The sequence below is a fragment of the Pseudomonas sp. BYT-1 genome (genome assembly GCF_023611805.1).
Lineage (GTDB): Bacteria > Pseudomonadota > Gammaproteobacteria > Pseudomonadales > Pseudomonadaceae > Aquipseudomonas > Aquipseudomonas guariconensis.
In genome coordinates, this window is the sequence record NZ_CP072561.1 from 1 (window position 1) to 25,485 (window position 25,485).

General features: G+C 63.2%; 27 protein-coding genes and 6 pseudogenes. 8 read left to right on the forward strand and 25 right to left on the reverse strand.

Features of this window, described 5'->3' with window-relative positions; translation table 11 throughout:
- Positions 1-325: 325 nt before the first annotated feature.
- Both J5X93_RS28690 and J5X93_RS27620 read right to left on the reverse strand, forming a co-directional pair.
- A pseudogene (locus tag J5X93_RS28690) lies at positions 326-626 on the reverse strand (hypothetical protein); the annotation flags it as partial.
- 132 nt (positions 627-758) lie between these two features.
- Complete coding sequence (locus tag J5X93_RS27620; protein ID WP_250036164.1) at positions 759-1,211, reverse strand: nuclear transport factor 2 family protein; 453 nt, start codon at positions 1,209-1,211, stop codon at positions 759-761.
- Between the two features lie 712 nt (positions 1,212-1,923).
- On the opposite strand from J5X93_RS27620, the gene istA reads away from it, so the two are divergent.
- Together istA and J5X93_RS27630 are read left to right on the forward strand one after the other, a co-directional pair.
- Positions 1,924-3,168, forward strand: coding sequence for an IS21 family transposase (gene istA, locus J5X93_RS27625; RefSeq protein WP_408899684.1), 1,245 nt, complete (start codon positions 1,924-1,926; stop codon positions 3,166-3,168).
- Positions 3,168-3,566 (forward strand): annotated as a pseudogene (locus J5X93_RS27630) (ATP-binding protein); the annotation flags it as partial. The gene istA and the pseudogene J5X93_RS27630, both read left to right, overlap by 1 nt.
- 762 nt (positions 3,567-4,328) lie before the next feature.
- Here J5X93_RS27630 and J5X93_RS27635 read toward each other — a convergent pair.
- Positions 4,329-5,174 (reverse strand): cupin domain-containing protein, encoded by an 846-nt coding sequence (locus J5X93_RS27635; protein ID WP_250036162.1) that lies wholly within the window; start codon positions 5,172-5,174, stop codon positions 4,329-4,331.
- A 473-nt stretch (positions 5,175-5,647) separates the two neighbouring features.
- Here J5X93_RS27635 and J5X93_RS27640 point away from each other — a divergent pair.
- A pseudogene (locus J5X93_RS27640) lies at positions 5,648-6,125 on the forward strand (transposase); the annotation flags it as partial.
- A gap of 20 nt (positions 6,126-6,145) precedes the next feature.
- On the opposite strand, the pseudogene J5X93_RS28695 reads toward J5X93_RS27640, so the two are convergent.
- Positions 6,146-6,362 (reverse strand): annotated as a pseudogene (locus J5X93_RS28695) (hypothetical protein); the annotation flags it as partial.
- 131 nt (positions 6,363-6,493) lie between these two features.
- On the opposite strand from J5X93_RS28695, the pseudogene J5X93_RS27650 reads away from it, so the two are divergent.
- From J5X93_RS27650 to J5X93_RS27665, 4 genes and pseudogenes are all read left to right on the forward strand, one after another.
- Positions 6,494-7,280, forward strand: a pseudogene (locus J5X93_RS27650) (Tn3 family transposase); the annotation flags it as partial.
- Between the two features lie 131 nt (positions 7,281-7,411).
- A pseudogene (locus J5X93_RS27655) lies at positions 7,412-8,017 on the forward strand (oxidoreductase dimerization domain-containing protein); the annotation flags it as partial.
- A 108-nt stretch (positions 8,018-8,125) separates the two neighbouring features.
- Positions 8,126-9,673, forward strand: coding sequence for an IS91-like element ISCR8/ISPps1 family transposase (locus J5X93_RS27660; RefSeq protein ID WP_076205821.1), 1,548 nt, complete (start codon positions 8,126-8,128; stop codon positions 9,671-9,673).
- A gap of 165 nt (positions 9,674-9,838) precedes the next feature.
- Positions 9,839-10,507 (forward strand): recombinase family protein, encoded by a 669-nt coding sequence (locus J5X93_RS27665; protein WP_237306186.1) that lies wholly within the window; start codon positions 9,839-9,841, stop codon positions 10,505-10,507.
- A gap of 66 nt (positions 10,508-10,573) precedes the next feature.
- Here the strand turns inward: J5X93_RS27665 and J5X93_RS27670 are convergent, their stop codons facing one another.
- The 12 genes from J5X93_RS27670 to J5X93_RS27725 all read right to left on the reverse strand — a co-directional run bounded on the left by J5X93_RS27670 (position 10,574) and on the right by J5X93_RS27725 (position 18,170).
- Positions 10,574-11,005, reverse strand: coding sequence for an EamA family transporter (locus J5X93_RS27670; RefSeq protein WP_005797960.1), 432 nt, complete (start codon positions 11,003-11,005; stop codon positions 10,574-10,576).
- 28 nt (positions 11,006-11,033) lie between these two features.
- Entirely contained in the window at positions 11,034-12,386 is a 1,353-nt protein-coding gene (locus tag J5X93_RS27675) for an ATP-binding protein (RefSeq protein WP_029310059.1), read from the reverse strand.
- The gene (locus tag J5X93_RS27680) at positions 12,362-13,027 is read right to left on the reverse strand and encodes a response regulator transcription factor (RefSeq protein ID WP_005797956.1); all 666 of its coding nucleotides are present in this window, start codon (positions 13,025-13,027) and stop codon (positions 12,362-12,364) included. Before J5X93_RS27680 ends, J5X93_RS27675 begins: the two co-directional genes overlap by 25 nt.
- Before the next feature lie 22 nt (positions 13,028-13,049).
- A complete protein-coding gene (locus J5X93_RS27685; protein WP_011875625.1) occupies positions 13,050-13,808 on the reverse strand; it encodes a COG4705 family protein in 759 nt (252 codons plus the stop codon).
- 9 nt (positions 13,809-13,817) lie between these two features.
- Entirely contained in the window at positions 13,818-14,267 is a 450-nt protein-coding gene (locus J5X93_RS27690; protein WP_076205818.1) for a hypothetical protein, read from the reverse strand.
- A 29-nt stretch (positions 14,268-14,296) separates the two neighbouring features.
- Positions 14,297-15,079 (reverse strand): COG4705 family protein, encoded by a 783-nt coding sequence (locus tag J5X93_RS27695; protein ID WP_005797951.1) that lies wholly within the window; start codon positions 15,077-15,079, stop codon positions 14,297-14,299.
- A gap of 70 nt (positions 15,080-15,149) precedes the next feature.
- Entirely contained in the window at positions 15,150-15,746 is a 597-nt protein-coding gene (locus J5X93_RS27700) for an undecaprenyl-diphosphatase (protein WP_011517526.1), read from the reverse strand.
- Between the two features lie 56 nt (positions 15,747-15,802).
- On the reverse strand, positions 15,803-16,138 hold the full coding sequence (locus J5X93_RS27705; RefSeq protein WP_005797945.1) for a PepSY domain-containing protein: 336 nt from the start codon (positions 16,136-16,138) through the stop codon (positions 15,803-15,805).
- 320 nt (positions 16,139-16,458) lie between these two features.
- The gene (locus tag J5X93_RS27710) at positions 16,459-16,839 is read right to left on the reverse strand and encodes a hypothetical protein (protein WP_250036155.1); all 381 of its coding nucleotides are present in this window, start codon (positions 16,837-16,839) and stop codon (positions 16,459-16,461) included.
- The gene (locus J5X93_RS27715) at positions 16,836-17,399 is read right to left on the reverse strand and encodes a recombinase family protein (protein WP_021561445.1); all 564 of its coding nucleotides are present in this window, start codon (positions 17,397-17,399) and stop codon (positions 16,836-16,838) included. The genes J5X93_RS27710 and J5X93_RS27715 overlap by 4 nt, the downstream gene beginning before the upstream one ends.
- A gap of 235 nt (positions 17,400-17,634) precedes the next feature.
- A complete protein-coding gene (locus J5X93_RS27720; RefSeq protein ID WP_021561444.1) occupies positions 17,635-17,955 on the reverse strand; it encodes a type II toxin-antitoxin system PemK/MazF family toxin in 321 nt (106 codons plus the stop codon).
- A complete protein-coding gene (locus J5X93_RS27725) occupies positions 17,955-18,170 on the reverse strand; it encodes an antitoxin MazE family protein (protein WP_021561443.1) in 216 nt (71 codons plus the stop codon). Before J5X93_RS27725 ends, J5X93_RS27720 begins: the two co-directional genes overlap by 1 nt.
- A gap of 384 nt (positions 18,171-18,554) precedes the next feature.
- Here J5X93_RS27725 and J5X93_RS27730 point away from each other — a divergent pair, with 384 nt between their 5' ends.
- Positions 18,555-19,214 carry a recombinase family protein gene (locus J5X93_RS27730; protein WP_011178412.1) on the forward strand — a complete coding sequence of 220 codons (660 nt, stop codon included), beginning with the start codon at positions 18,555-18,557 and terminating at the stop codon, positions 19,212-19,214.
- 1 nt (position 19,215) lies between these two features.
- On the opposite strand, the gene J5X93_RS27735 is transcribed toward J5X93_RS27730, so the two are convergent.
- The 9 genes from J5X93_RS27735 to trbJ form a co-directional block, all read right to left on the reverse strand.
- Positions 19,216-19,890 carry a DNA adenine methylase gene (locus J5X93_RS27735; protein WP_011178411.1) on the reverse strand — a complete coding sequence of 225 codons (675 nt, stop codon included), beginning with the start codon at positions 19,888-19,890 and terminating at the stop codon, positions 19,216-19,218.
- Positions 19,891-20,044: 154 nt separating this feature from the next.
- Positions 20,045-20,476 (reverse strand): OmpA family protein, encoded by a 432-nt coding sequence (locus J5X93_RS27740; RefSeq protein ID WP_001665065.1) that lies wholly within the window; start codon positions 20,474-20,476, stop codon positions 20,045-20,047.
- A 15-nt stretch (positions 20,477-20,491) separates the two neighbouring features.
- Positions 20,492-21,190: a TraX family protein gene (locus J5X93_RS27745; protein WP_011114053.1), complete on the reverse strand. Its 699-nt coding sequence runs from the start codon at positions 21,188-21,190 to the stop codon at positions 20,492-20,494.
- Complete coding sequence (locus J5X93_RS27750; RefSeq protein WP_010890140.1) at positions 21,190-21,456, reverse strand: hypothetical protein; 267 nt, start codon at positions 21,454-21,456, stop codon at positions 21,190-21,192. Before J5X93_RS27750 ends, J5X93_RS27745 begins: the two co-directional genes overlap by 1 nt.
- A 28-nt stretch (positions 21,457-21,484) precedes the next feature.
- Positions 21,485-22,120 carry a transglycosylase SLT domain-containing protein gene (locus J5X93_RS27755; protein WP_011114052.1) on the reverse strand — a complete coding sequence of 212 codons (636 nt, stop codon included), beginning with the start codon at positions 22,118-22,120 and terminating at the stop codon, positions 21,485-21,487.
- Positions 22,121-22,133: 13 nt separating this feature from the next.
- Positions 22,134-22,721: a TrbM/KikA/MpfK family conjugal transfer protein gene (locus tag J5X93_RS27760; protein WP_010890138.1), complete on the reverse strand. Its 588-nt coding sequence runs from the start codon at positions 22,719-22,721 to the stop codon at positions 22,134-22,136.
- A gap of 17 nt (positions 22,722-22,738) precedes the next feature.
- A complete protein-coding gene (gene trbL, locus J5X93_RS27765) occupies positions 22,739-24,457 on the reverse strand; it encodes a P-type conjugative transfer protein TrbL (RefSeq protein WP_011114051.1) in 1,719 nt (572 codons plus the stop codon).
- Between the two features lie 10 nt (positions 24,458-24,467).
- Positions 24,468-24,695 (reverse strand): entry exclusion lipoprotein TrbK, encoded by a 228-nt coding sequence (trbK, locus tag J5X93_RS27770; protein ID WP_000644148.1) that lies wholly within the window; start codon positions 24,693-24,695, stop codon positions 24,468-24,470.
- 9 nt (positions 24,696-24,704) lie between these two features.
- Complete coding sequence (gene trbJ, locus J5X93_RS27775; protein WP_010890135.1) at positions 24,705-25,469, reverse strand: P-type conjugative transfer protein TrbJ; 765 nt, start codon at positions 25,467-25,469, stop codon at positions 24,705-24,707.
- Positions 25,470-25,485 lie beyond the last annotated feature (16 nt).

Here is a 25,485-nt window from a genome sequence, read left to right on the forward strand (position 1 = left end):
CTTCCTTGGCCGAACGTGTTTCGAGGCCCAAAACTCGTGCCATACTTGGCCTCATGCGGTTGAATTTCCTATCCGTCCACACGCGGTCAACTCGGCGAAGAACGCCGCTACCGGGCGAACCGCAACGCCCCCCTCGTCCACCAGCCGAAGGGCGCGAACACATCGTCGGTCGCCTCAAGCGACCCCACCAGCGGCACCACCAGCTCGCGCAGACTCCGTGGCTCGTCGTCATTCGTCACGAGCGGGGAACCTAGCCAGCACAGGTCAACCGGGCACGCACCCCGCGATTCGGGAGCCCAGTAGTTCGGTCAACAGGTCGGTCTTGACGGTCACTGGCGGGTTTTCTACAGCTTCGGTCGCGCGAGGACCTCGCATCGGATCCCGGCCGCGGTCAGATCCCGGTACAAACCGAAGCCCGTCGGCCCCGCCTCGTAGGCCTCCGCGACCGGACCCGGCAGGCCGGTGATCCAGGACTCGATGTGGTCGTAGAACGGGGTCAGCTCTGTCTGGAACAACTCGCCCGTGACGCCGTCGATCGCTGCTGCCGCGACCGAACTGGCATGCAGGTCGAACCCAACGCTCGTACCCTCGGTAAAACACCGCGGCCTCCCACAACTGGCGGACAGGCCGAGCAGGCTGCGCTGCTCGGTAACCCACGAATCTTGTGAGTGAGGCCTCGGCCCGCAACGGGCTCAGGCCGAGCCGGTCACGTCATACCGTCCAGTGCAGGGAGGCTAACAGCGTCGCGGCGCCAACGATCAGGATCTTAGGCCCCCTCGGCGGCCGCCCTCAAGGATTTCCTGCTGGTAAGGCAGGTTCATGTAGGAGTCCTTTCTGCTAATCTTTCCGTCTTCCAACGTCAAGATGTCACACAGGTCAATTCGTACCGTCTTGCCATTAGGTTGTATTACCACATTTCCAAGTTCAAGTGGCTTCTTAAGAGTCTGATAAAGGTACGTCTCGATTGCTACAATGTCGCCGCCGTAACGCATTCGGCGTTCCGTGAACCGAACGTCTGGCCAATACTCGAAGACGCTCTCAAACGCCTTGTACACCGCAGCCTTCCCCACGTTCTCCATCTGTACTGCGGGGAGGGTCCAGACTGTGTCTTCTGTGTGAAATTGAATCATGTCATCAACTGCGTGCCGATTCCATGCATCTGCGTAATCTCGAATCATCTGCACCCTAGGATCCAGTGCTTGCGTAAGCATAATCTTCCTCTTCCCTGCGCATGAATGTCCATCTTCTTTTCCTAACGGTAGAACGCTAACTCGGGACAGGTCTAGACTATTCCCGTCGAAACCCTTGGCTAAAGTCGCCACGAAGGGGCGTTAGGCGCTGCCAGCGTCTACCCCTTCACGCGTATGGATGCTGCCAACGGAGGCTGAAACTAACCCCCTCGCGGCAGGCGGATTCGTTGTCACGTCGCAATACTCGCTGGCAAGGAAGAGCATGTTGGGAAGACGGGGACGCAAACGACGTCTGGGGATCGAGGACGAGTACTGGCATCTGATCCTGGCAGGCGTCGGCAGGCGAGGCCTGCACCCTCGTTGGGATCGGTCGGAATACGGGCCACCGGTGGCGGGCTGAACGCGGTGGTCTGCCACCGCTGCGACGAGCCGAGCACATCGAACGGGTGGTCGTTTCGTCACCTAGCGGGCCCGAAGGAGGCAGTCCGGGCCAAGCAACAGTTGGAGTGGAGCCCGGAACAACTCGCTGTCTAGCTGCGCACCGAGCCTCCGGCCGGCCGCGTTGGCACGTGTGTCACGAGACGATCTACCAGACGCTCTAGGACGGTGCGAGCCGGCCTGAACAGGGTGTGGCGGGTTGTCCGCGATCACGCTGGTGTGTGGGTGTCGACGACGCTTGAAAACGAGGCCATAGCGACGGTCGAAAACGAGGCCACCCAGACAGATTGGATGGGTGATCTCTGTGGAGGATTGGGCTCTGATCCGGCGGCTGGTAGCGGACGGTGTTTCGCAGCGTCAGGTCGCACGGGACTTGGGCATCGGACGGTCGACGGTCGAGCGGGCGTTGGCCTCGGACGGGCCGCCGAAGTACGAGCGGCCGGCGGTGTCGACATCGTTCACCCCGTTCGAGCCGGCGGTGCGACAGCTGCTGGCCAAGACGCCGGACATGCCGGCGACGGTGATCGCCGAGCGGGTCGGCTGGACTGGGTCGATCACCTGGTTCCGTGACAACGTCCGCCGGTTGCGGCCTGACCACCGGCCGGTCGACCCCGCAGACCGGCTGGTCTGGCTGCCCGGGGATGCGGCGCAGTGCGACTTGTGGTTCCCGCCGAAGAAGATCCCGCTCGAGGACGGCACCAAGATGCTGCTGCCGGTCCTCGTGATCACCGCGGCCCACTCCCGGTTCATCCTCGGGCGGATGATCCCGACCCGGACCACAGCCGATCTGCTGCTGGGGATGTGGATGCTGCTACAGCTGCTCGGAGGGGTCCCACGACGGTTGATCTGGGACAACGAGACTGGCATCGGACGTGGCAAGCGGCACGCCGAAGGGGTCAGCGCGTTCACCGGGACGCTGGCCACGACGCTGCAGCGACTCAAGCCGAACGACCCCGAATCCAAGGGCGTGGTCGAACGCAGGAACGGCTACTTCGAGACCTCCTTCATGCCTGGCCGCGACTTCAAGTCCCCGGCTGACTTCAACATCCAGTTCGGCGACTGGCTGTCCATCGCCAACGGCCGGGTCGTGCGCACGATCAAGGCCCGTCCGATCGACCTGCTCGATGCCGACCGGGCGGCGATGCTCCCGTTGCCGCCGGTCGCCCCAGCGGTCGGATGGGCCAACCGGGTCCGGCTGGGACGTGACTACTACGTCCGCGTCGACAGCAACGACTACTCCGTCGACCCTGCTGTCATCGGCCGGTTCGTCGACGTCCATGCCGACCTGGCCCGTGCCGAGGTCCGCCACGAAGGTCGCCTGGTCGCAACCCACGACCGGGTCTCGGCACGCGGCATGACCATCACCGATCCCGCCCACGTCGCGGCAGCGAAGGTGCTGCGTGAACAGTTCCAGCGTCCCCACGCGACACCGGCTCCGGACGACGACATGGAACGGGACCTGGCCGACTACGACCGCGCGTTCGGGCTCCTCGACGGCGGCATGACCAACGGCCCCATCGATGGTGAGGAGGTGGCCTGATGGCAGGCAAGGCGAAGACCGAGGCGACCGAGGCGCTCAAGCAGCTGACCTACCTGGCATCAGCGTTGAAGGCGCCCCGGATCACCGAAGCCGCAGCAAGGTTGGCCGACCACGCCCGTGATGCCGGCTGGACCCACGAGGAGTACCTCGCCGCCGTGCTCGACCGCGAGGTCGCAGCCCGCAACGCATCCGAGGCCCAGCTGCGGATCCGCGCCGCCGGGTTCCCAGCCCAGAAGACCATCGAGGAGTTCGACTGGGACGCCCAACCCGCCGTCCGGCAGCAGATCGCGTCGTCGGCATCCGGCGGGTTCCTGACCGAAGCCCGCAACGTCGTCCTGCTCGGCCCGCCCGGCACCGGAAAGACCCACCTGGCCACCGGACTCGGGATCGCGGCTGCTACGTAAGGCTCGTTCACCCGCCCGGACGTCGTACCGCCGAAGCGCTGATCGCGGGCATGCACCAGACCCTCGGCGAGCTTCCAAAATCTGCCCGGCTCCCCTTTCCTGAGATCAGAGCTCGGAGATGGCCGGTCATAATCAGGTCGCTGCGCTCTTCGCCGAGGGTTTTTCTTCGCCCACGCCGGCAAGCCCTGGCAGCGGTCAACCAACGAGAACAGCAACGGTCTGCTTGCCAGTACTTCTTCCCCAAGGGCAGCGACCCGCGGGCCCACCCCATCGCGGACCTCCGACGCGTCGAGGAGCGAATCAACACCCGATCCCGCAAGACACTGGCGTGGGCGACCCGGCGGCAAATCCTGGCCACCGCGATAGCCTCGCTCTTACTACGGATCGTGCGTGCACGTCGAGCCCAACGCTCGTACGCTCGGTTCACACCGGGGCGTTCCATAACCGTTGGATAAGCCCGAGCAGGCCATCCCCTAGTCCGTGACCCATTTGTGGGTCCCTGGCCCGCAACAACCCGCAGCAGCCCCGAGCGGTACTCCATACGGTCTAGTCCGATGCGTGCTCGGCCCGCCCGGCGGATGTCAGATGTTCTGACACCACGGATCCACCGCAGCGACCTAACCGACAATCTGCTCGGTTTGGGAGCGTTGCTCAAGCTTAGGGCGAGAGCCTTGGCGAGCCAGGCTGGGATCTCCCGTCGCATTGTGACACAGGCGCCGCCGCAGGTCACCCTTGCATATCCGGCGGCCACGAGGGCTAGGCGGTCAGCGACGCGCCAGTGATCACCGAGAACTTCTTGACAAACGGCCCCTTTGCGGTCCACGTAATGTGATCTCCCGCAGGTAGCGCGATGAGGTCACCTGCTCGGAACTCGAACTCTTCGCCTGTCGAGTCATCCCGGATGTGAACCTCGCCTTCGAGAAGCAAGATGGTTTCATCTCCGAGGGTGGACGTATAGCCAACTCTACAGGTTCCATCAGCGTCGCCACCGGGAATGCCCTTACCCACTCGCCACAGAGCAGTGAAGTACGTGCCGCTGCTCCCTTGGGGATACAAGGTAATGTACTCGCCGGAAACCAACTCGCCTTCAAGCGGCTCATTGAAAACGTAAGTGACCCATTCGTCGGAATGCGGATTGTCGTTGGTACTTGCAATGTAGATGTCGTTCAAATCGGCGCCGGTGGGGTTATCACAATCCCAAGAGACCCAGAATGTCTTCAAGTACGGTCCTGCAATATCCCAGGTATGCTCGACACCCTTCGGAACGTGAACGATCGAATTGGGACCCACCTGGTGACTCGTTCCAGCTTGATTGGCGGTGACGGTCGCCGACCCGTCGAGAATCACCCAGACACCATCCCCCATGGGAGACGTCGATAGTACCGTTCCCGAGCCGTCTGGGTTGGCGCCGGGAGCACCTGCATGGTATCGCCAGAAGCCAGCGACCAAGCGGCCGCTTGTCCCTTCCGGTCGGAAGATCGCAACTTCGCCCTGCGTTTCAACCCGACCCAGCGCCGGCTCGTCCCACTGGAAGGGCTTCCAATCGTGAAGCGCAGGATCCGCGGCCCCTGCGTACACGCGGCTCTTCTTTTCCACTGCCATCAAACTCTCTCCTCTTGGGCGTTGTTCCGTCGATACGCTCAGTTAGGGCCCAGATGCGCTTCTGGGACAGGTTGCTCGCGCACACCCCTTTTTCTCCCGCCGATCGTTCTCAAAATGTTAACTTCTCAAACCGAAGATGTCAACTGCCCTGGCGGTCGCGAACTGCGGTGTGCGGCGAGTCCTCAGGCTTAGCTGAGGAGCAACGTCACGAGATTCCGACTGGGATACTTGGCCATGCGCGTTAAGGCTGTCACCCATGTCGCATCATTGTTGACTTTTACCGCCGCGATCCTTGTCTGATTCCGCCACGGAGGGCGCCGCATCCGGTGAGGCTTGGGTGACAGGAGTGGTGGAAGTAGCAGCCCGCCTCAACCACGAACTGGCCCTGTACGGGGTGTCGTCCAGACTAGGCGGGCCATCGCGTGAGGCTCTGCGAGAAGGCTCTAGTCAACTCGCAGAACGGGACTCACGCCATGACCCTGAACCAGTCTGCCCTGCTCGAGCTCACCCAGATGCTGCGGGCCGCCGATGAGGGCGACATGATGCGTCAGATGCTCGGCCTCATGCTTCAGGCACTCGTCGAAGCCGAGGCCACCTCGGTGTCCGGCGCGGCACCCCACGAGCGGACCGAGGACCGCACCAACCAGCGCAACGGCAGCCGACCCAGGACCGTCTCGACGACCACCGGCGACCTCACCGTCCGGATCCCCAGCTGCGCACGGGTCGTTTCCTACCCTGCTCGAGCCCCGCCGTTGGGTCGACGTGGCGTTGCACGCCGTCATCATGGCGACCTATGTCCACGGCGTGTCGACCCCCAAGGTCGACGACCTCGTCGCCGCGCTAGGCGTCGGCAGCGGGATCTCCAAGTCCGAGGTCTCCCGGATCTGCGCCAGCCTGGACGCCCAGATCGCCGCCTACGACACCCGCCCCCTGGACGGCACCGCGTTCCCCTGTCGTAATACTCCTCCAGTGCCGGCTACGGTCGACGCCCGGTACAGACCGAACGCGGAGGTCCTGCCTCGTAGGCCGCTGCGACCGGTCCCGGCCGCCGCCGGATCCAGTCCCTGATGTGCTCGGGTGACGGGGTCAACGTCTTCTCGAACAACTGACCGTCCTGGTGTCCGACCCAGCAGCACGCACCGAGAGGGCGTGCACATCCAGGCCGACACTCGTACGCTCGGTGAACATCGGGGCCTCCCACACATGTCGGATAGGGCGGGCAGGCGGGTCCTGCCCGCCAATGCACGATCTGTCTGAGCGAGGCCCCGACCCCCAAGCACTACGCGAGCCTGCGCCACGACACGTCCCTCTGTAGCTGCCAAGTCAGCCAGCTTGCTGTGGATACCCATGGCTACACCGACTTTGCCATGTCACATGCCCGTTTGCTTGGTTTTGATCTTTGCCCACTTTGCCATGTCACATGCCCGTTTGCTTGGTTTTGATCTTTGCCCGCGGTTGAAGGAACTCAAACAGCGCCACCTCTTTGTGCCACGCGGCACCAAAGTGCCCGCAGAAATCGCTGCGGTGTGCGAAGCCAATGTCGACGTCGCTTTGATCGAAAAGCATTGGGATAGTCTGGTGCACCTGGCAGCCTCGGTCATGAGCGGACATGCCAGTGCGGTGGCAGCTCTTGCGCGGTTCGGTTCTGCCGCCCAGGGCGATCCAATCTATGAGGCTGGCGTGCAATTGGGGCGGTTGCTGCGTACGGCGTTTTTGGCTGACTACTTTGTCAAGGACGCTTTCAGGAACGAGTTGCGCCGGGTGCTCAATCGGGGCGAGGCTGTTAACGCCCTCAAGCGCGCCATTTATACCGGCCGGATCAGCCCGGCGCAGGCCAAACGTGTCGATGAAATGCAGGCTGTGGCCGATGCGTTGAGCCTGATGGCCAACATCGTGATGGCGTGGAATACCTCACAGATGCAGGCGGTCCTGGATCGCTGGTCGAACCGCCGCCAGGTCATTCCACCGGAACTGATCGGGAAGATTGCGCCCACCAAGCTGGAGAGCATCAACTTGCGGGGTGTGTTTCGCTTCCCGGTTGACCGCTATGCTGACCAAATCCTGCCTTCGCGGCCAAATGCATCGATAACTGGCACCAATGGATGAAACCGACCACGGTTTGACGCCACGAATCGCAGATTTGAAAGTGAACAGGAAAGTCAATGAAATCAACGATCTACCAACACCACCTCCGCGCCAGTGCTAGCTTTTCGTACCGTCACTTATTGCACTGAAAACGAGGAGACCCCAACGTGGACATCCAGATGCGCACCAATGTGCCGCACATCTTCGCCATCGGCGACATCGTGGGCCAGCCCATGCTGGCGCACAAGGCGGTGCACGAGGCGCATGTGGCAGCCGAAGTCATCGCCGGTGAACTGCAAGGCAACAAGGAACTGGCCGCTGCCGCCTTCAACGCCCGCGTCATCCCCAGCGTGGCCTACACCGACCCCGAAGTGGCCTGGGTGGGGCTCACCGAAGACCAGGCCAAGGCCCAGGGCGTCAAGGTCAAGAAAGGCCTGTTCCCCTGGGCCGCCTCCGGCCGTGCCATTGCCAACGGGCGCGACGAAGGCTTCACCAAGCTGCTGTTCGACGACAGCCCCGAAGCAGGATCAGGAGACGGCCATGCTGGCCGGGGCCACGGCAAGATCTTGGGCGGTGGCATGGTCGGCACCCACGCGGGCGACATGATCGGAGAGATCGCGCTGGCTATCGAGATGGGTGCCGACGCAGTGGACATCGGCAAGACCATCCACCCGCATCCAACCCTTGGCGAATCCATTGGCATGGCGGCGGAAGTGGCGCATGGCAGCTGCACGGATGTGCCGCCTGCGCGCAAGTAAGTCCGCAGCCAAGCTACCCTGCCAAGGCCCGAACTGGCGACGGTTCGGGCCTTGTGCTTTGCGTACCCAAACAATCGCCGCAGAATACTGTGCATTTGTACAGTATTCATGTCAGCCACTTCCAAGCCCAAGCTCTACAACCCACGCCACCCCGAACGCACGCTGCTCTACCAAACGGTAGCCGAGCACTACGAGACCTGGCTAGAGTTGGCCAGCGCGGGTCAGTTCGACGGCCAGGGCGACCACCACACCCCCAAGCCCTTCGTGCGCAAAGCGTTTGCCAAGTATCTTGAGTGCGGCATCTTTGCCCATGGCTTTGCCCGCGCTCGCTGCGGCGACTGTGGGCACGACTACTTCGTCGCTTTCTCCTGCAAAGGCCGGGGAGTCTGCCCCTCGTGCACCACCCGGCGCATGGTGGAGACAGCAGCGCACCTGAACGATCACGTATTCCCCCGCCTGCCGGTGCGCCAGTGGGTGCTGTCGGTTCCCAAGCGGCTTCGTTACTTCATGCAGCGCGACGGAGCGGTGCTGAGCATGGTGCTGCGCATCTTTCTGCGGGTGATCGCACAAACTCTGCAGACCCACAGCCCCGGTGCGGCCCATATGGACAAGGCAGGCCTGCACATCGGTGCCATCGCCTTCATTCACCGATTCGGCTCCAGCCTCAATGAACACGTCCACTTCCACGTTTGTGTGGTGGACGGGGTGTTTGAGGAAGTGGAGGGCGAGGGCGATGCTGATGCGACCCCTCGAATCTCATCGCCGGGTGTCATCTTTCACGCGGCCACCGGCATCGATGCGGCTACCGTGGCCCCAGTGCAGACCACACTGCAAAAACGCATCCTGCGCGCCTTCGTTGCTCGGGGCCTGCTGGAGAACTGTGACGCCAAAGACATGCTGGGCTACAAACACAGCGGCTTCTCGGTGGATGCGGGGGTGTGCATCGAAGCCCACGACCGCGCTGCGCTGGAGCGGCTGCTGCGCTATTGCGCGCGTCCACCGTTTTCCATGGAGCGCCTACGCAAAGAGGGAAGCAAACTGGTGTACCGCTGCGGCAAGCAGCGCAGCGAACCCACCAGCGACAAGCGCGGTGCCAAGGTTGATGAGCTGCACCTCACACCGCTGGAACTGATCGACCGCATCGCCGCGCTGGTGCCACCGCCACGCACCCACCGGCACCGCTACTTTGGTGTGCTGGCACCAAACTCGCCGCTGAGAGCGGCGGTAACGGCGCTGGCTCAGCCTGCTGCGTCGCAACCAGCCACGGTGGAGACTGCACAACCTGGCGCGGGCGTACCTGGGGTGGCGGCGCCGGGCAACGCGGCCACACCCACACCCGAACCTGAAGCACGCCCGAAGCGAGCGGCGCATTACTTGTGGGCGGTGCTGATTGCCCGCATCTACGAGGCATTTCCGCTGCTGTGCCCCATGTGCGGTGGGCAGATGCGCATCATTGCCTTCATCACCCACAGCGCCGAAATCCGCCACATCCTGAACCACATCGGGGTGGAGTCTGCCCCCCCGCACATCACCCCGGCACGCGGGCCACCGCTGTGGGAGGGCTGCGACGCGCCGGTGGATGATGGTGCGCAAGGCGAGCCGGATTGGGATCTGGCAGCTCAACCCGACGAGGTAGACCAGCGCGTCAATTGGTGACCCAGTGAAGCGGCGGTATCCATCGCTGCGGGGAAGCAGCTGCGCGCGCGCCAGGCCCAAATGCATACTGCCTCCCAAGCTCTTGCCATTGAGCGGCAAGCGAGCGCTCAACCTTCCTTGGCCGAACGTGTTTCGAGGCCCAAAACTCGTGCCATACTTGGCCTCATGCGGTTGAATTTCCTATCCGTCAAGTTTCAGGCGAAAGTCGCCACCATGGCGGTGGGCGATCCGCGCGAGGGCAAGACGCCGCTCGGCGCAGTGGTTGACGCCAAGACCGTTGGCTATCCGTTGATCGCTGCCGGCGTCGATCCGGCCCATCTCTACGAGGATCAAGCGTCGGGCAAACGCGAGGATCGTCCCGGCCTGTTGAGCTGCCTGAAGGCGCTACGACCGGGGGATACGTTGATGGTGTGGAAACTTGACCGGCTCGGGCGCGATCTGCGGCATCTCATCAACACCGTGCATGACCTGACCGGGCGAGGCATCGGTCTGAAAGTGTTGACTGGGCACGGTGCAGCCATTGACACCACGACGGCCGCCGGCAAGTTGGTCTTCGGCATCTTCGCCGCGCTGGCCGAGTTCGAGCGCGAACTGATTACCGAGCGCACGATTGCAGGATTGGCTTCGGCGAGGGCGCGCGGTAGGAAGGGCGGCCGGCCCTTCAAGATGACTGCCGCCAAGTTGCGGCTGGCGATGGCCGCTATGGGGCAGCCCGAAACCAAGGTCGGCGATCTATGTCAGGAACTGGGCATCACAAGACAGACCTTGTATCGGCACATTTCGCCGAAGGGCGAGTTGCGCCTTGATGGCGAGAAACTGCTCAGTCAAGTTTGATGACAGGACAGCGGTTACTGTAGACGAATCGTGACGACTGGTTGAGTCAGTATGTCCTACCTGTTATCACTTGAACGCCAATAACAGAACGCCTCCGGCGACCATCGAAATGCCGGACCACTCCCTCAGTGACGGGCGTTCGCCCAAAAAGGCGAAAGCAAATACCGCCACCAGGACAAGACTGAGTTTATCCACTGGCGCAACCTTGGATGCATCGCCAATCTTGAGTGCGCGGAAGTAGCAGACCCACGATGCCCCTGTCGCCAAGCCGGACAGCCCGAGAAAAAGCCATGTCTTGGGTGATAACTCCAAGGGGTTGGTCCATTTCCCCGTGTAGGCAACAAACGCCGACAGGACGACGATGATGATGGCCGTGCGGATCAAGGTGGCCAGATCGGAATCAACTCCCTGAATGCCAACCTTGGCAAAAATAGCCGTCAGTGCCGCAAGGATAGCGGACAGCAAAGCCCAATAAAACCACCCCGCCGAATTAACCATTTAGCCTGCCTCCGCGTTTCTCAAACCGCTACCGCATGGGAGCGATAACGGCAACATTTAAGCCAGTTTGCTTCTCTTGATCTGAGAAGTCGAGGCGGATTTCAGCACCGATGCGATTGGCAATCGTCTGGACAATGGATAGTCCCAGACCCGAGCCGATCTGCTCGCTCCCCAGCGTGCGGTAGAAGGGATCAAACACTCGATCCCGTTCAGCCAACGGAATGCCAGGCCCACTGTCCTGAATACGTAGTACGACCTTCCCTTCCGAAACACCCACAGAAAGATCAACACGCCCTCCCTCTGGCGTGTAGCGGATGGCGTTATCGACTAGGTTCTTGACCACAGCGATCATGTCCAGCTCGCTTGCCCACACTTCGGCGTCCAGCGCGCCTTCGACACCGATGTCGATGTGCTTGGCCTCGGCCAGCGGCATGAGGTCTTCCAGCACGCGGCGGTAGATGCTCTGGACAGATACAGGCGACTTCGGCAGGTCGGTGGCCGACTGTGCCTTGGCCAAGGTCAAGAGTTGATCGAGCAGGCTGCGGCCGCGCTCGATCCCTTGGCGCAAAACCGTCAGCCGTTCGCGCGCCACGCTGGACATTTCCGCTTCCGCGAGCCGTTCTGCTTGCAGCGACATGGCTGTCAGCGGCGAACGTAGCTCGTGCGCGGCATCCGCCACAAAGCGGCGCTGAGATTCCATCGACTGGCTGACACGAGCGAGCAGGCGATTGATCGCCACGACAAACGGACGTACCTCGACCGGAAGGTGGCGGTCTTCGACGGGATGCAGTTCCTGCTCTGCCCGCTGGTCTATTTCCTTGGACAGCGCCGCGATGGGCTGGAACATCTTGCGCACCAGGTCAGCAACGATCAACAGCAGCACCGGCACGAGAATCAAGAAAGGCATCACCGTGCGCAGTGCCCCGTCGCGGGCAATTTCATTGCGGAAACCGGACTCCTGAGCCACAGCAATGCGTTCGCCGCTCGCCGTGGTCTTGACCAGCACGCGAAACGTCTCGCCACCAACTTCCAGCGTGTGCAATCCATCCGCCAAGGTCGCCGGGAGCGGGAGCACGCCTCCTGCATCCACGCCTACCGTAGAGGGACTGACCTCACCCAAGCGCTGGACGATCACGCGCGACTCTTCATCGACATCCTTGAGACGGATATCGGTGGTTGGCACGGCAGGCAACAAGCGCTGGCGATCCATGAGCTGCGCCACCTGGCGCAGTACATCGTCCTGTAGTTCGTGCGCTTCATCGAAGGCGGACAGGAACGAGAATACGCCCGCCACAACGGCCACCACGAGGATGGCCAGCGACAAGGTGAAGGACAGCTTGAGCTGAACTGATTCGTTCAAGCGCCTTTTGAGACCATCCATCCGACCCCCCTGACGTTCTTGATGACCTCGCCACCGAGCTTGCGCCGCAGTGCGTGGATTAGATATTCGACGGCATTGCTTTCGACTTCTTCCCCCCAGCCATAGATGCGATCCTCCAGTTCGCTGCGCGAAAGGATGGCACCAGGCCGAACCAGCAAGGCTTGCAGTAACGAGAACTCGCGGTTGGACAGTTGCACTTGGGGGCCATCATTGGCACAAGCCTCTTTGGTGGCCGGGTCAAGCGTCACCACGCCGTTGCTGAGCACGGGAGCTGCCGTGCCACCTTTGCGCCTCAGGACGGCGCGCATCCGGGCCAGCAGTTCCGCCATCTGAAAGGGCTTGGACACATAGTCGTCGGCCCCGCCATCCAGGCCGCGCAGGCGATCATCCAGACCATCGCGAGCCGTGATGATGAGCAGGGGAACCGGGTTGTCCTTGGCTCGGATGCTGGCCAGCACCTCCAGCCCATCCTTTCCGGGCAGACCGAGGTCGAGTAGCACCAGGTCGTAATGCTGGCAGCCCAGCGTGGTGAGCGCCGTCTGCCCGTCCTTCACCCAGTCGGCGGCGTAGGACGCATCCTTCAATGCGCCCTGGATCGCGTCACCGATCATGGGATCGTCTTCGACCAGCAATACCCGCACTCACCCTCCCTTCAATTGTTGTTCAATGCGCCGTCCTGGCGGCTCGCTGCCTGAACAGCAGGATTGCCACCACTATGAAGGTGAGCAGCGCGGCCGACGCTGAATAGCGGCTCAGCGCCAAGCCGCCCGCGCTCACCGGCTTGTCCAGAAAATCGCCGACCACGGCACCTAGCGGACGCGTCAGGATGAACGCCGCCCAGAACAGCAGCGTGCGGGACACGCTCGTCCAGTAGTAGGCTGCCACGACCAGCGCGAGCAGCCCGCCGAACACGACGGCCGCACCCGTGTATCCCAGGCCCGCCGTATCAGCCGTCCAGTCGCCCAGCGCGGTGCCCAGCGTCTGGGAGAACATAATCGTCAACCAGTAAAAGGCTTCCGCCTTGGGCGAGCTGACCGTGCTTACCGACACGGAGCCAAGGGTGCGATGCCAGACGAAGAGAGAGCCAAGCAGCAAGGCCAGCAGCAAGCTCGAACCGCCAGCGTACCCGATTCCGAGCGATCGGTCCGCGAAATCGGCCAGCGTCGTGCCGACCGTGGTTGTCGCGATGATGGTCGTCCAGTACAGGAAGGGGTGGAAGTCCTTGGCCTTGACCTGCGCGACCACGGCAGCCAGGAAGATCGCCGCGAAGATGGCTGTACCGACCAGGTAGCCCAGGTTCATGGACATCGAAACCGCATCACCGCCAGTTTCACCGAGCGTCGTGGCGGCAATCTTGATGAGCCAGAAGCCCAGCGTAACTTCGGGCACCTTGGCCAAAGCGTGTTCAGTGGATGTTTTCATGGGGCGCGCTCACTTTCCTTCGAGCGTGTTAAAGGTTTTCAGCAGGGCATCCATCGCAGCCTTGCAGTCAGCCTGGCTTGGCGTGTCTGCGCGAAGCGTCGCAAGCGACTTGTCGATGGCCTTGTCGAGCAGATGCCAGTCATCTGCCGCGCGCGGTTTGAGTCCGGCTTCGGCCGAATCCCATGCGACTTCCAAGTCCTTGATGCGTGACTTGGCAGCAGGCAGATCGCCCTTGTCAACGATGGCGGCGACATCAGTGGCGATGCTGCGGAAGGCCGACAGGTCGCCCAGCTTGGATGCAGTTTTGACTTGCAAGGCCGAGACAGTCTGGGCCGGTGTAGTTGATGCCGAGCTTGCGTTGTTCTGATCGGCAGATTTGGAACAACCAGCCGCGAGGGCCAAGAGCACGGCGGCCGAAATAGCCGCAACAGAGCGAGCGATTGAGTGCTGTATGAACATGTTTTTCTCCTTGTGTAGAGCGAAGAGGGTTATTCGACGAGCTGGGCCGAGCGGCGTCCATTCATGCCGATCTGCGCGACGGCCACCAGCATGACGATCACCGTGAGGAACAAGGCGCTTGTCCACATGGCACCCATGCCAAGGCCACCATAAGTCTTGGCCTGCGTCAGCAAGTCGCCGAGTGCGGCCCCGAAGGGGCGGGTCAAGATGTAGGCGATCCAGAAGGTCAGAACGGCGTTGCCGCCCATGCGCCAGGCGGTATAGGTGATGCCAATCAGCACACCGAACGCCACCGCGCCCCAGGTAAAGCCCAAGCCCAATGCCTCGGTCGCCAAATCGCCAGCAGCCGTGCCCAGCGCGAACGTGCAGAGGATGGCAGCCCAATAGAACAGCTCCCGGCTGCGCGTCACAATGTCGTGAATGGACAGGGTGCGCTCGATCCGATACCAGACGAAGAAGATCGCGGCGAGCGCAACGGCGAACGCCGAGGTGCTGATGTACAGGCTGACGCCAAGGCCATCGGTCAGCAGATCGGTGATCTGGGTGCCGACCACGCTGACCAGTACCACCGTCAGCCAGTAAATCCAAGGGGTATAGCGTCGGGTGCGCAACTGCATGAACAAGGCGGCCGCCAACAGGGCAGCCATGACGGTTCGAGTCACGCCTTGCCCCCACCCTGCGTTGACCGCCAGGAAATCGGCTCCCGTCTCGCCCACCGTGGTGGACATGATCTTGATGATCCAGAACGACAGCGCGACTTCCGGGACTTTATTGAGCCAGCCAGTGGTGCTGCTCGTGGGCAATTTGTTCATGGTGTTCTCCTGCCGGGGGTGAAATGGTTTGCCAGCAGTTTGAACATGCTGACTTAGCCCGCCCATAGGCTCACTCGCGCACCCATCCAAGCGCGATCAACCCGCTGAAAAGCCGCCGATGGATTCCGGTGGAAAGTTGATAACTTGGCAATAGATACCAGTGTGCTTCACGTAACGTCAGCCAGGCACAGATTGCAGCAACGGCGATGGCCCCGAGCATGTCGAATGGGAAGTGCACTCCAAGGTAGATGCGCGCCCAGGCAATGGGAACGCCCAGCAAAGCCAAAGTCACGCCTGCAATTCGTGGGCCTCGTTGCAGCGCGAGGCTGAAGGCAACCGCCCACCACAGCGTCAGGTGATCGCTTGGGAAAGACGAATCGGCAACATGAGGGATGAGGGTGTGACCCAGGCCGATCATGAAAGGTCGAGGATGCAACCAAGCCAGGCCGATGATCTGGTTGATGAGCAGGCCCAGCAATCCCGATGCGCTAGCAACGAGCATCGTCTTGCGGGTAGGCTCGCCGCCGCGAAGCCAGCCGATGCCGATCAGGAGTGGAACCGCCCAGATGAGCTGTTCGGCAAAGAAGGTGGCCAACGTCAGAGCCAAAGCACTGGGATGCTCCGGTGCGTTGAGCCAGAGAAAAAATGTATGGTTGAGTGATTCCATGAGGTCTCCGGGCCGGATCGCCTCCGAGGGAAACGATCCGGCCATACTGTCGGGAGTCAGTCCCGCTTGTCGTGGTCATCATCGTGATCCGCCTTGTCCTCGGCAGACGAGATGACCGTGCCCTTGTCGGCATCGACCCGGACATCGAAGACCTTGGCCCCGCTGACGACTTCCACGTCGTAGACCCAGCCTTGCTTCGAGTTCTCGTACTCGGCGCGTGACGCCTTGCCATTGGCGTGCTGCTCGGCGACGGTGACCGCCTGTGTGAGGGGAATCTTGGCCTTGCTGATTGCCAGGGCGTCGTTTTCCATACCGCCATTGGCGGCGTAGGCGACCGCGCCGGTTGCAGCGATGGCGACGGCCAGAAGGGAAAGTTTGGTGTAGCGGTACATGATGCTTCTCCAGAAGAGTGCAGGGATTTGCACAGTGGAGAAGGTACGCAGGCAGACTTAGCTCGCACTGAGCCGGGAAGTTTTCGCTCTCGCCGATGTAGTGTTATCGACTTCTAATAATTGGTGCAGTCGTCTTCTGAAAATGACAGATAAATCGCATGACGGCCTTTTTGGCCGGGGGTAGCATGACCGGACACTTTGCGTATACCCAAAATGACCGGAGGAACCCATGACCAGCCGCAACGGCTACTTCCCAGGCATGTCATTTTCAGAAGGCGACTGCACGGAATGTCAGGAGTCGGCTGCACGGCCTGTCGGGGCTATTTTTTGCGGGAGCGTTCCATGTGCAGAACAGCGTCAAGCAATGCCATTGAATCGCAGGTGTCGGATGCGTAGACCGTGCGCGTCCTTGGGTCATACGACACCATGACGAACGGGTCTGAGGTACGTTCCGTGCTCCGGGGCGCTTGACGCTTGGAGCGGTAGGTTCTGCATACCTCCCTCTCGGCAAGCTGCTGGCCGATCTTCTTCCAGTCAAAGAGATAGTCGGGATACAACCGGCGCATGTCTCGCTTGTCCTGCGGCTCAAGCGTGTAATTGCGAATCCGCATGATGTTGTAATTGCTCCTGCCGACTTTGACCGTGAGATAGCAAAAGCCCTTTCTGGTCGTGACGAAGGCACTGCTTTGCTTGCGGCTCATGGTTGCTCGCTCCCGCCTTGCAGCGCGGCGTATAGGGCCGTCTTGCTCACCTTGAGCCGTGTAGCAGCCTCCCGGACGTTCAGCCCGTTGGCAATATGCTCCTGCGCCCGCTGCAACTTGTCGGCAGTGACAACCGGCTTGCGCCCGCCCTTGCGCCCGCGAGCGGCGGCAGCGGTCAGCCCGGCCTTGGTGCGCTCACGGATCAAGTCGCGCTCGAACTGGCCCAGCGCGCCGAACACGTGGAAGATGAGCCGCCCGCCCGGTGTGGTGGTGTCAATGCTTTCTGTCAGCGACCGGAAGCCGACGCCACGCGCTTCCAGCGCGCCGATTGTCTCGATGAGGTGTGGCATCGAGCGCCCGAGCCGATCCAGCCGCCAGACGGCCAGCACGTCGCCGTCGCGCAGATAGGCCAGCGCGGCGGCCAAGCCGGGCCTGTCGGCCTTGGCCCCGGAAGCCGTGTCCTCAAAGACGCGCTCGCAGCCCGCCTTGCGCAGTGCATCCGTCTGCAAGGCGGTGTCCTGTTCAGCCGTCGATACCCGCGCATAGCCGATGAGTGCCATTACCGCCCCTTTTGTCCGTTTTTCCGTCCGCCTATCATAATGTCCGACAACCCGTTATTCAAGCGCATTGCCGGACAGTGACCGGCTTGGCCGACTAATGATCGTTTGACGGACAAGGCGGCGCATGTGCCGCCATCCCGGCGCAATGGAACAGCGAACCGACTTAAGCCGGAACCGCCGAAAATTCCGGCGCGATACCGAGTAAGCCGGAATCCCAGATTTTTCCGGCACCGGGTCAAATAACGCCAACGACCAACAGGAGCGCCCTATCTATTGCTTTCATTCGCTCATCGTCGAGGCGGCCAAACGGTTCACTGATTTTGGTGCGCGGTAGCGTCGAGAGCTTGTCCACCATAACTTGCGATAGTGCGCGCAGCCCGTTAGCTGGATTCGGTTCCACGGTGACGCGAAACGCGGCATTGCGCAGGTCGCTTGTCACTGGGCACAGCACAACGCTTTCCAAGTCGGTTAGTAGGTCTGATTGAACGATCAGGGCTGGTCGTGGTTTGCCGTAGTCACCCTGCAATGAAACCGTCACGAGGTCGCCTCGCTGCATCACTCCCAGCCCTCAACGTGCGATGCCGCCTCTTCGGTGAAGCGCAAAACCTCTGCTTCTGCTGGGTCGCCCTTCAGGCTTTGGCATTGCTTGCGCACTTGCGCCGTGAACTCAGGCGAACGGGTGTCCGGCACCCAAAACTGCACAGGCCGCAGCCCCGCCGCGCGCATCCGTTCGCGGTGTCGGGCTACCTTTGATTCGTGAATTGATGGCATGGTGCTCTCCATTGGTTGCATGTATGGTTACATGATACTGCGCATGAAACCATAGCGCAAGCCAAGCCGTTCCGCAACGTCGTGCAGGGAAGTTCTGCGCAATTTCCGCCCTTCTTGGAGTTTCGTGCATAGGACTGCTGACACGACCCGGTCAGAAGTCGGCTGCACACGGGGCGGCCAGCCTCATGAACTGGTGCAGACGTCTTCTGAAAATGACAAGGCAAGACCAAGGCGAAGCGCAGCGCGATCATCACGCCGCGCACCGCCCAGGAAACACAGATTGCGGCCATGCCGCGCCAGTCACGCGCAGCGCGCCAGGCGCTCGCCAAGACGCCACCGCTGCGCGTCGGCGGCGATGGCCTGGTCGAAGGTGCCGACCGCATCATGCGGACGCCGACCGAGCACCAGGCCGCCGGCGTCGCTTTCAAGGTCGCGCGCATCTACTTGCGCGTCAGCACCGACGAGCAGGACTTGACCAGGCAGGCCGCCATCGTGGAGAGCACCAGGGCCGCCGGCTTCTACGTCGCCGGCATCTACCGCGAGAAGGCTTCGGGCGCTCGCGCCGATCGCGCCGAGCTGCTGCGCATGATCGGCGACCTGCAACCCGGTGAAGTCGTCGTTGCGGAGAAGATCGACCGCATCAGCCGCCTGCCGCTGCCCGAGGCCGAACGCCTCGTGGCCTCGATCCGCGCCCAGGGCGCGCGCCTGGCTGTCCCTGGCGTGGTCGATCTATCCGACCTGGCCGCCGAGGCGAAGGGCGTGGCAAAGGTGGTGCTGGAGTCGATCCAGGACATGCTTTTGAAGCTGGCGTTGCAGATGGCCCGCGACGACTACGAGGATCGCCGCGAGCGGCAGCGGCAGGGCGTCGAGCTGGCGAAGGACGCCGGCCGCTACACCGGCCGCAAGGCCAACACAAAGGTGCATGAACGCATCGTGGCGCTGCGCAGCGCAGGCCACAGCATTCCAGAGACGGCCAGGCTGGCCGGGTGCAGTGAAAGCCAGGTCAAGCGCGTATGGGCGCTGCACAACCAGGCGCAGGCGTGACCTACTCGGCCGCCTCCAGCTCGCGCAGGCATTCCATGATCGCCGCCCGCTCCAGCGGATCGAGCTTGGCGAGCTTCGCTTGCCAGCGGGCTTTCTTCCGCTTGATGCGCTCGCGCTCGCGGAAGTTGCTGCCGAGGTAGCGCAGATCGTGCAGCTCGGCCGGCTCGGGGTAGTTCATCCACAGCCGTTCGATAGCGATGCCGCCGCGCGTCATCGCGTTGAAGTCGATGGTTCTCCATGACGCCAAGGGAGAGCTGTCATAGATCGTTGAGCTGTAGCCCGACACCATCACCGCGCACGGCAAGCCGGCCAGCACGTCGAGCAGCCGCACGTGGTCGGCGTCGTCGTATTCGTGGCGGTATAGCTTGCCGCCGCGCCGGCTGTCCATCACGTAGGGCGGATCGGCGTAGACGAACTCGGAGCCGGTGAACTGGTGGGACTCCAGCCAGGCCACGGCGTCGCCGTGGTGCAGCTCCAGGCCGGGCACGTCGAGCTGCTGCCAGACCTCGATCACCTCGGGATCAACGTCGATGCCGACGCTGCGGGCAGCGGGCCGCTTGCGCTCCAGGATGTTGCCGCCGCCCAGGTGCGTTTCGATGTACGTGTCGTGAGGCGGGATGTTGTTGATGATCGTCTGGTAGACGCCGGCACCGCCCTTGCCGCCGGGGTATCTCATGGCCTTCTTCCTGGAGTAAATCGGGACTTGGCCAGCATCGTCAGAAATGGCGATGCTGTCAAGGGAAGCCGGCCGGGCCTGCATCGTCAGAGCCGACGATGCGAAGCTGCTGGAGCGTCCTGCAGCACCGCCAGGAATGGCGATGCCGGATCGCTCAGTAGGTGGGGATGTAGACCACCTCAATGTCCACGCGCTGGTTCTCGCGCCGGCCCTCGGCCGTCGAGTTGTCTGCCACGAAATCGGCGGCCGATGCGAAGTTCACCATGATCTTGAGCGGCGAGACGCCGCGCGCCACCAAGTACGACCTGGCCGAGAGCGCACGGCGTAGTGCAAGGGCCTCATCGGCCGCGCTGGGCCGTAGTGTGCTGGTGCGCCCGCTGATGTAGATGATCGCCGCATTCCTAGCGTCGGCCAGCAGCTCCAGGGCCTCTGGCGTCGGCTGGAATGTCGCGCTGCTGTCGGGGAAGGACACCGATACGCCGGACTTGATCGGCGTGCCGAAGTTGCCGGCGTCGCCGGCGGCCAGTGCGCTTTGCGCGCTGACCAGGAACGCCAGAGAGAGGGCCAGAAGAACGGGTTTTCGCATGGGGCAGGACTCCAATCAGAAGAACAGGTAGCCGGCCTTGCTCATGGGGATGCGGATCAACCAGAGCGAGGCCAGGTGCAGCGGGTAATAGGCGTAGAAGGCCCAGCGCAGGCGCGGCACGCGCACATCCACCCGCGAGGCCAGGAAGAGCACCGGCAGGGCTGCCAAGGCCCACAGGTTGCGATTGACGAACCACAGGGCCGCGCAGGCCAGCACCGCGACCGCCGCGGCGGCCCAGCTCGGCCGGCGCGTGTACGACCACACCGCCAGGCCGAAAGCCACGGCCGGCCACCAATATTCGACCGAGCTGCCGCCGACCAGGAACACCACGCCGGCGGCCGCCAGGTGCAGCTTGCCGCCACGTTCGACCAGGTAAGCCGTGGCCGTGACGACCAGCAGCGTGAACATCACGTTGAGCGGCCACCAACCGGCGTACAGGCCGCCGAGGGCCACGAAGGGCACGGAGGCCAGCGCGCCGAACATCGCCAGGCGCGACATGGTGCGGCCGTACACGCCGCGTTCGAGCGTGCCCGGCCGGGCCAGGTTGTAGGCCAGGACGAACACGAAAAGGGGGAGCGCCACGCGGCCGGCCTCGAACAGCACCGGCAGCGTCGCGTTGAACAGGTACTTGTTGACGTGATCGCCGGTCATGAGAACCAGTGCGAGCCACTTCAACGCTTCGACGGTTCCATCAGGAATCCGCAGGGCCTTCATCAGCGCCGGCCCCCGCGAATCGCGTAGGCGCGCAGCACCAGGAAGATGATGTAGAGCGCTGGCAGTGAGAGCACGAAGGCGATGGGCTTGCCGATCCACGCCGGCAGCGCCCACAGCAGAAGGCCCAAGGCGAAGATCGGGCCGAGGCCCAGCAGAAGCAAATCGAGCTGGTTCTTGGCCTGTCCTTCCGCCCACTTGCAATAGGCTTGAAGCAACCGGCCGACGCCCAGCGTGTACCGCATCATGAAGGCGTGGAATTTGTCCATGTTTAGCCGCTAAATCGGAAGAGCCGGCCTACTCGGCCGACCCCTCGCGTGAAGTGTTGAAAGACACCGTGCGGGGCACGTAGCCGGCCACCGACACGCTGCGAGCTGCTGCGGCCGCTGGGGCGGCCTGCTGGGGTGCTGGTGCCGGCCTGGCCGCCGGCGTCGCCCGCTGGGCCACCGTCGCGGGCTGGCTGGGCGTCGAGGGCGTGGCCCCGGCCTTCGTCACGTCAAGCGTGACGAACCGAGCTTCGAGCCAATCGGCCCACTTCGACGCCTTGCGCATCAAGTCGGCCCGGTACACCGCGTTGTACTGCGGCGTGCGCGAGTGGTAGTTCGCCGCCTTCGTCCAGAGGTCGCCCTTGTCGTTGCGGATGTGCATCCGCAGCCGCCAGGCGGCCAGGTCGAACGAGTAGCAGCCGGCAGCCGCCACATCGTTCGCCGTGATGCCGTATCGGGCCAGGTCGCCCAGGTACGCGGTGTTGAACTGCATCGGGCCAACGTCATGCGTGCCATTCGAGTTGCGCACCCACTGGCCCGGCTTGCCGCCCTCTTTCTCGGCGACGGCCAACACGATGTTGACCGGCACCTCGTACTTGACGGCGGCCGAGATCGAGCAGACGACGCGCTCCTGGAGCTGCGGCGGCAGATCGGCGAAGAACGGCATGCCCTCCCCTCCCTCAGTTCAGCCAGGACTGACGGCGGCGCTCTTCGTCCTCGCGCCGGATGCGTTCGTTGTACTCGGCCAAGGCGCGGTCATAGTCGCGCGCTTCGACCCAATACCCGCCCCGCTCTGGCGTCCCGACATAGCGCGGCAGCGTGCCGCTGCTGGCGAAGTCGGTGTAGGCGTGGCCGGTGTAGGCCCCGCAGTAGTCAGGCAACTGGTTGCTGATGTACGTGCGCCCATCGTCGTAGCCGCCCGTCCACATCACCAACGTCGAGTTCAGCGACTGCGCGTCGCAACGGCCAGCGCCGCGCGAGATCGCCGACACGAGCGACTGCATTTCCGGCGTCTGGCTCGCCACCGGGCAAAGCTGGAGGAAGTTCAGGCGGGCGCGGATCGTGTCCGACAGCTTGCGCTTCGTGATGTTGAAGTACCGCGACAGCGACGGCGTGCATTCGCTCGGGCGCGTGCCCGACGACAGGCACAGGATCGCCTCGCAGGCCAGGCGCGTGTCGCCGGTCAGCACGTCTTGCGCGCTGGCCGTGCCGGCGGTCGATCCGAGGGCTGCCACGAGGGCGGCCAGGGCAAACAGTTTCTTCTTCATGGTTGGACTCTCCTTGGTTACGCAGTTGTGCCGTCGCGGCCTTGCTCGCGGTTGGCGAACGCAGCTACTTCGGACTCGGGATCGGCATCGGCGGGGCCGCCTGCCAGGCTGTTGTCGCCGAAGCTCGGCGCGGGCTGCTGGTCGGGCACGTCGATGTTCTCGGCCGTGCCGCTTCCTTGCGCCTTGATCGCGGCGGCGATCTTTCCGCCAGTGGTGTCGGCGATCCGCTCGGCTGCGGCTTCGCGCAGGCTCGCGGCTTTGGCCTTGGCAACATCGGCGGTTCCCTTCGCCAAGTTCGCGCCGGCGTCGGCGGCGATGCGGCCGGCCGTGCCGAGGGCCGATGCGGCCGATGCGAGCAAGCCGGGGCCGGTGCTGCCCGGTGCGGCCTGCTGCCCTTGCCCTGCCCCGCCGGCGGGCTTGGGTTCGTTCTTGGCGGCCTTGTCGGCACTGCTGCCGGTGCTGGCCGTCGAGCTGCTGCCCTGGCCGCCGGCGTCGGCTTTGCCGCCGCCCTTATCGCCGCCCTTCGAGCTGCCCGAGCTGCTGCCGGTCGAGGGGCTGCCGCCACCCGACGAAGAGCCACCGCCGGAGCTGCCGCTAAAGCCCGCAGCCTGAGCGAAGGGCGTGCTGCCGGTGCCGGCGTCGCCGCCGCCGCCCGCACCGCCGCCCGAGCTGCCGCCGCCCGAGAAGGCCGACATAACGTCCGTGCCTGCCGACACGTTCTCATTGGCCTTCGAGAAGGCGGCCATGACGGCAGAGGCACCACCGGCGGCCGAGGCTGCGCCGGCGGCCAGAGCGGCGCCGCCGGTCGCGGCCGCTGCTGCTGCCATGCCTGCGGCACCCAACGCAGCGCCTGCACCGAACTGGCCGATGCCGGCACCGCCCACGCTCGCGCCGGTGATGATCCCGGCGATGAGCGGCGGAATCTTGTTGACCAACGCCAAGAGGATGATGACGACGATCAGCATCACGCCCATTTCCTTGAGGCTGATGCCGGCGCTCATGCGCGAGTAGTAGTCATCGAGGAAGGTCTTGCCGATGCCCACCAGGAGCACCATTGCGAAGAGCTGCGCGGCCACGCCCAGGACGACCTTGTAGTAGTTGATCGCCATGTCGGAAGTCCAGCGCGAACCACCGAAGCCGAGGAAGAACACGCCGCCGTAGGCGAGCACCCAGCCCGACGCGAGCAGCAGAAGCATATTCACACCGACCAGGGCCAGGATGACCAGGATCGCCACGGCCATGAGGATGCCGGCCATGCTGTCCACCGGCGACCACACCGAGGACTGATCCATCACCTTGTCGAAGATCGCAAAGCCCACGTCCACGATGCCCGAGGGCGACAGAGCATTGCCCAGGCCCGTCGCGTTGCCGGCGAGCTGCCGCAACGACGCATAGATGGACGAGGCGAAGTTAGGGCCGTTGGTCAGCGCCCACCAGAAGAAGCCGGTAAAGATCGTGAAGCGGACGAACTCCGCGAAGAACTCGCCAATGTCGGCCTTGCGCAAGGCCATCATGCCGAACGTCCAGACCATCGAGATCACAACCAGCGTCCAGAAGAGCCAGGTTGCGGCCGTGGTGATGACACCGGCCCAGCCGCTCGCGGCGGCCTGGTAGCGATCCAGCACGCTATCGAACACGCCGGCGTTGTCGATGGCCGCGTGGGCATCGACCGCGAAGAACGCCAGCCAGACGAACAGCGGCAGGGCGAGGGTTTTTAGATTGGCTGGCATTCTCATCGTCAGCACCTCACCATTCGCGTTTCGGGCTGGGCTTGAAATCCCCACCACGACGCAAGCACAGCGACGAAAAAGCCTGCTGGACGCCCTTGTCCTCGATCTTGGCGATGTTCTCGGGCTTGCAGTTCTCGTCGTTCACTTCCGGCATGGGGGCCGTGGCCGGCTTGTTGTCGCAGCCGGCGACCAAGGCCGCCACGAGGGCGGCCGAGGCCAAGGACAGAGCCTTGATTGCTTTCATGAATCCCCCTTACCAGGTGCGCGCCGGGCTGGCCCGGTAGCTGCCCTGGCGCAGTTGTGCGGCCGCTGCCGCCTGCTGGGCTTCCTTGTCGGCGTCGGCCTGCATCTTGGTTGCCATCGCGTTCTGCTGCGCGATCAGCAGGCCACGAATCTGCAAGAGCTGGTTGGCCTGCTGGCTGGCGAGCTGGTTGGCGTAGCCGATGGCCTGCATTTGGCCCTGCGCGCCCTGCGCTGCCGATTGAAGACGCTGCAACGTCGCTGCATCGGCCGTGAGATTCGTTTGCTGCCTATCGAGGCCCTTGAACAAGGCATCGTTGGCCTTCTTCTGCGACTCGCTCGCGAGCTGGGCCACATTCCGAAGTGCTGCGCGTTCCGCGTCGGAGCACCCTGCCGCCGTAAAGCACGGCGAGTTCTTGTAGTAGTTCACGTCCTGGAACTTGCCGATGTAGCTGTCCAGGCTGCCGAGTTGGGTCTTGTAGTAATCCAGCGTGTTGACCGCGTTCATCAACCCGTTGATGGTCGATTGCGCCTGATCCCAGATATACGCGGCCGGGGCCATCGTGTTCTGGAGTTGGTTTTGATACTGCTGGAGCTGGGTGCTGTACTGCTCAATTTGCTTGAGCGTCTGGGCCACCGATTCGATGGCCGTCATGATGTTCTGCGACAGGTTGGTGCCGTCGATGACGGGGATGCCAGCCTGCACAGGTGTGACCGCCAGCGTGCTCGAAACAGCAATGACGAGGGCCAATTTAGCGGCTAAAAACTTCGGCTTCATGGTGCTTTTCTCCTAT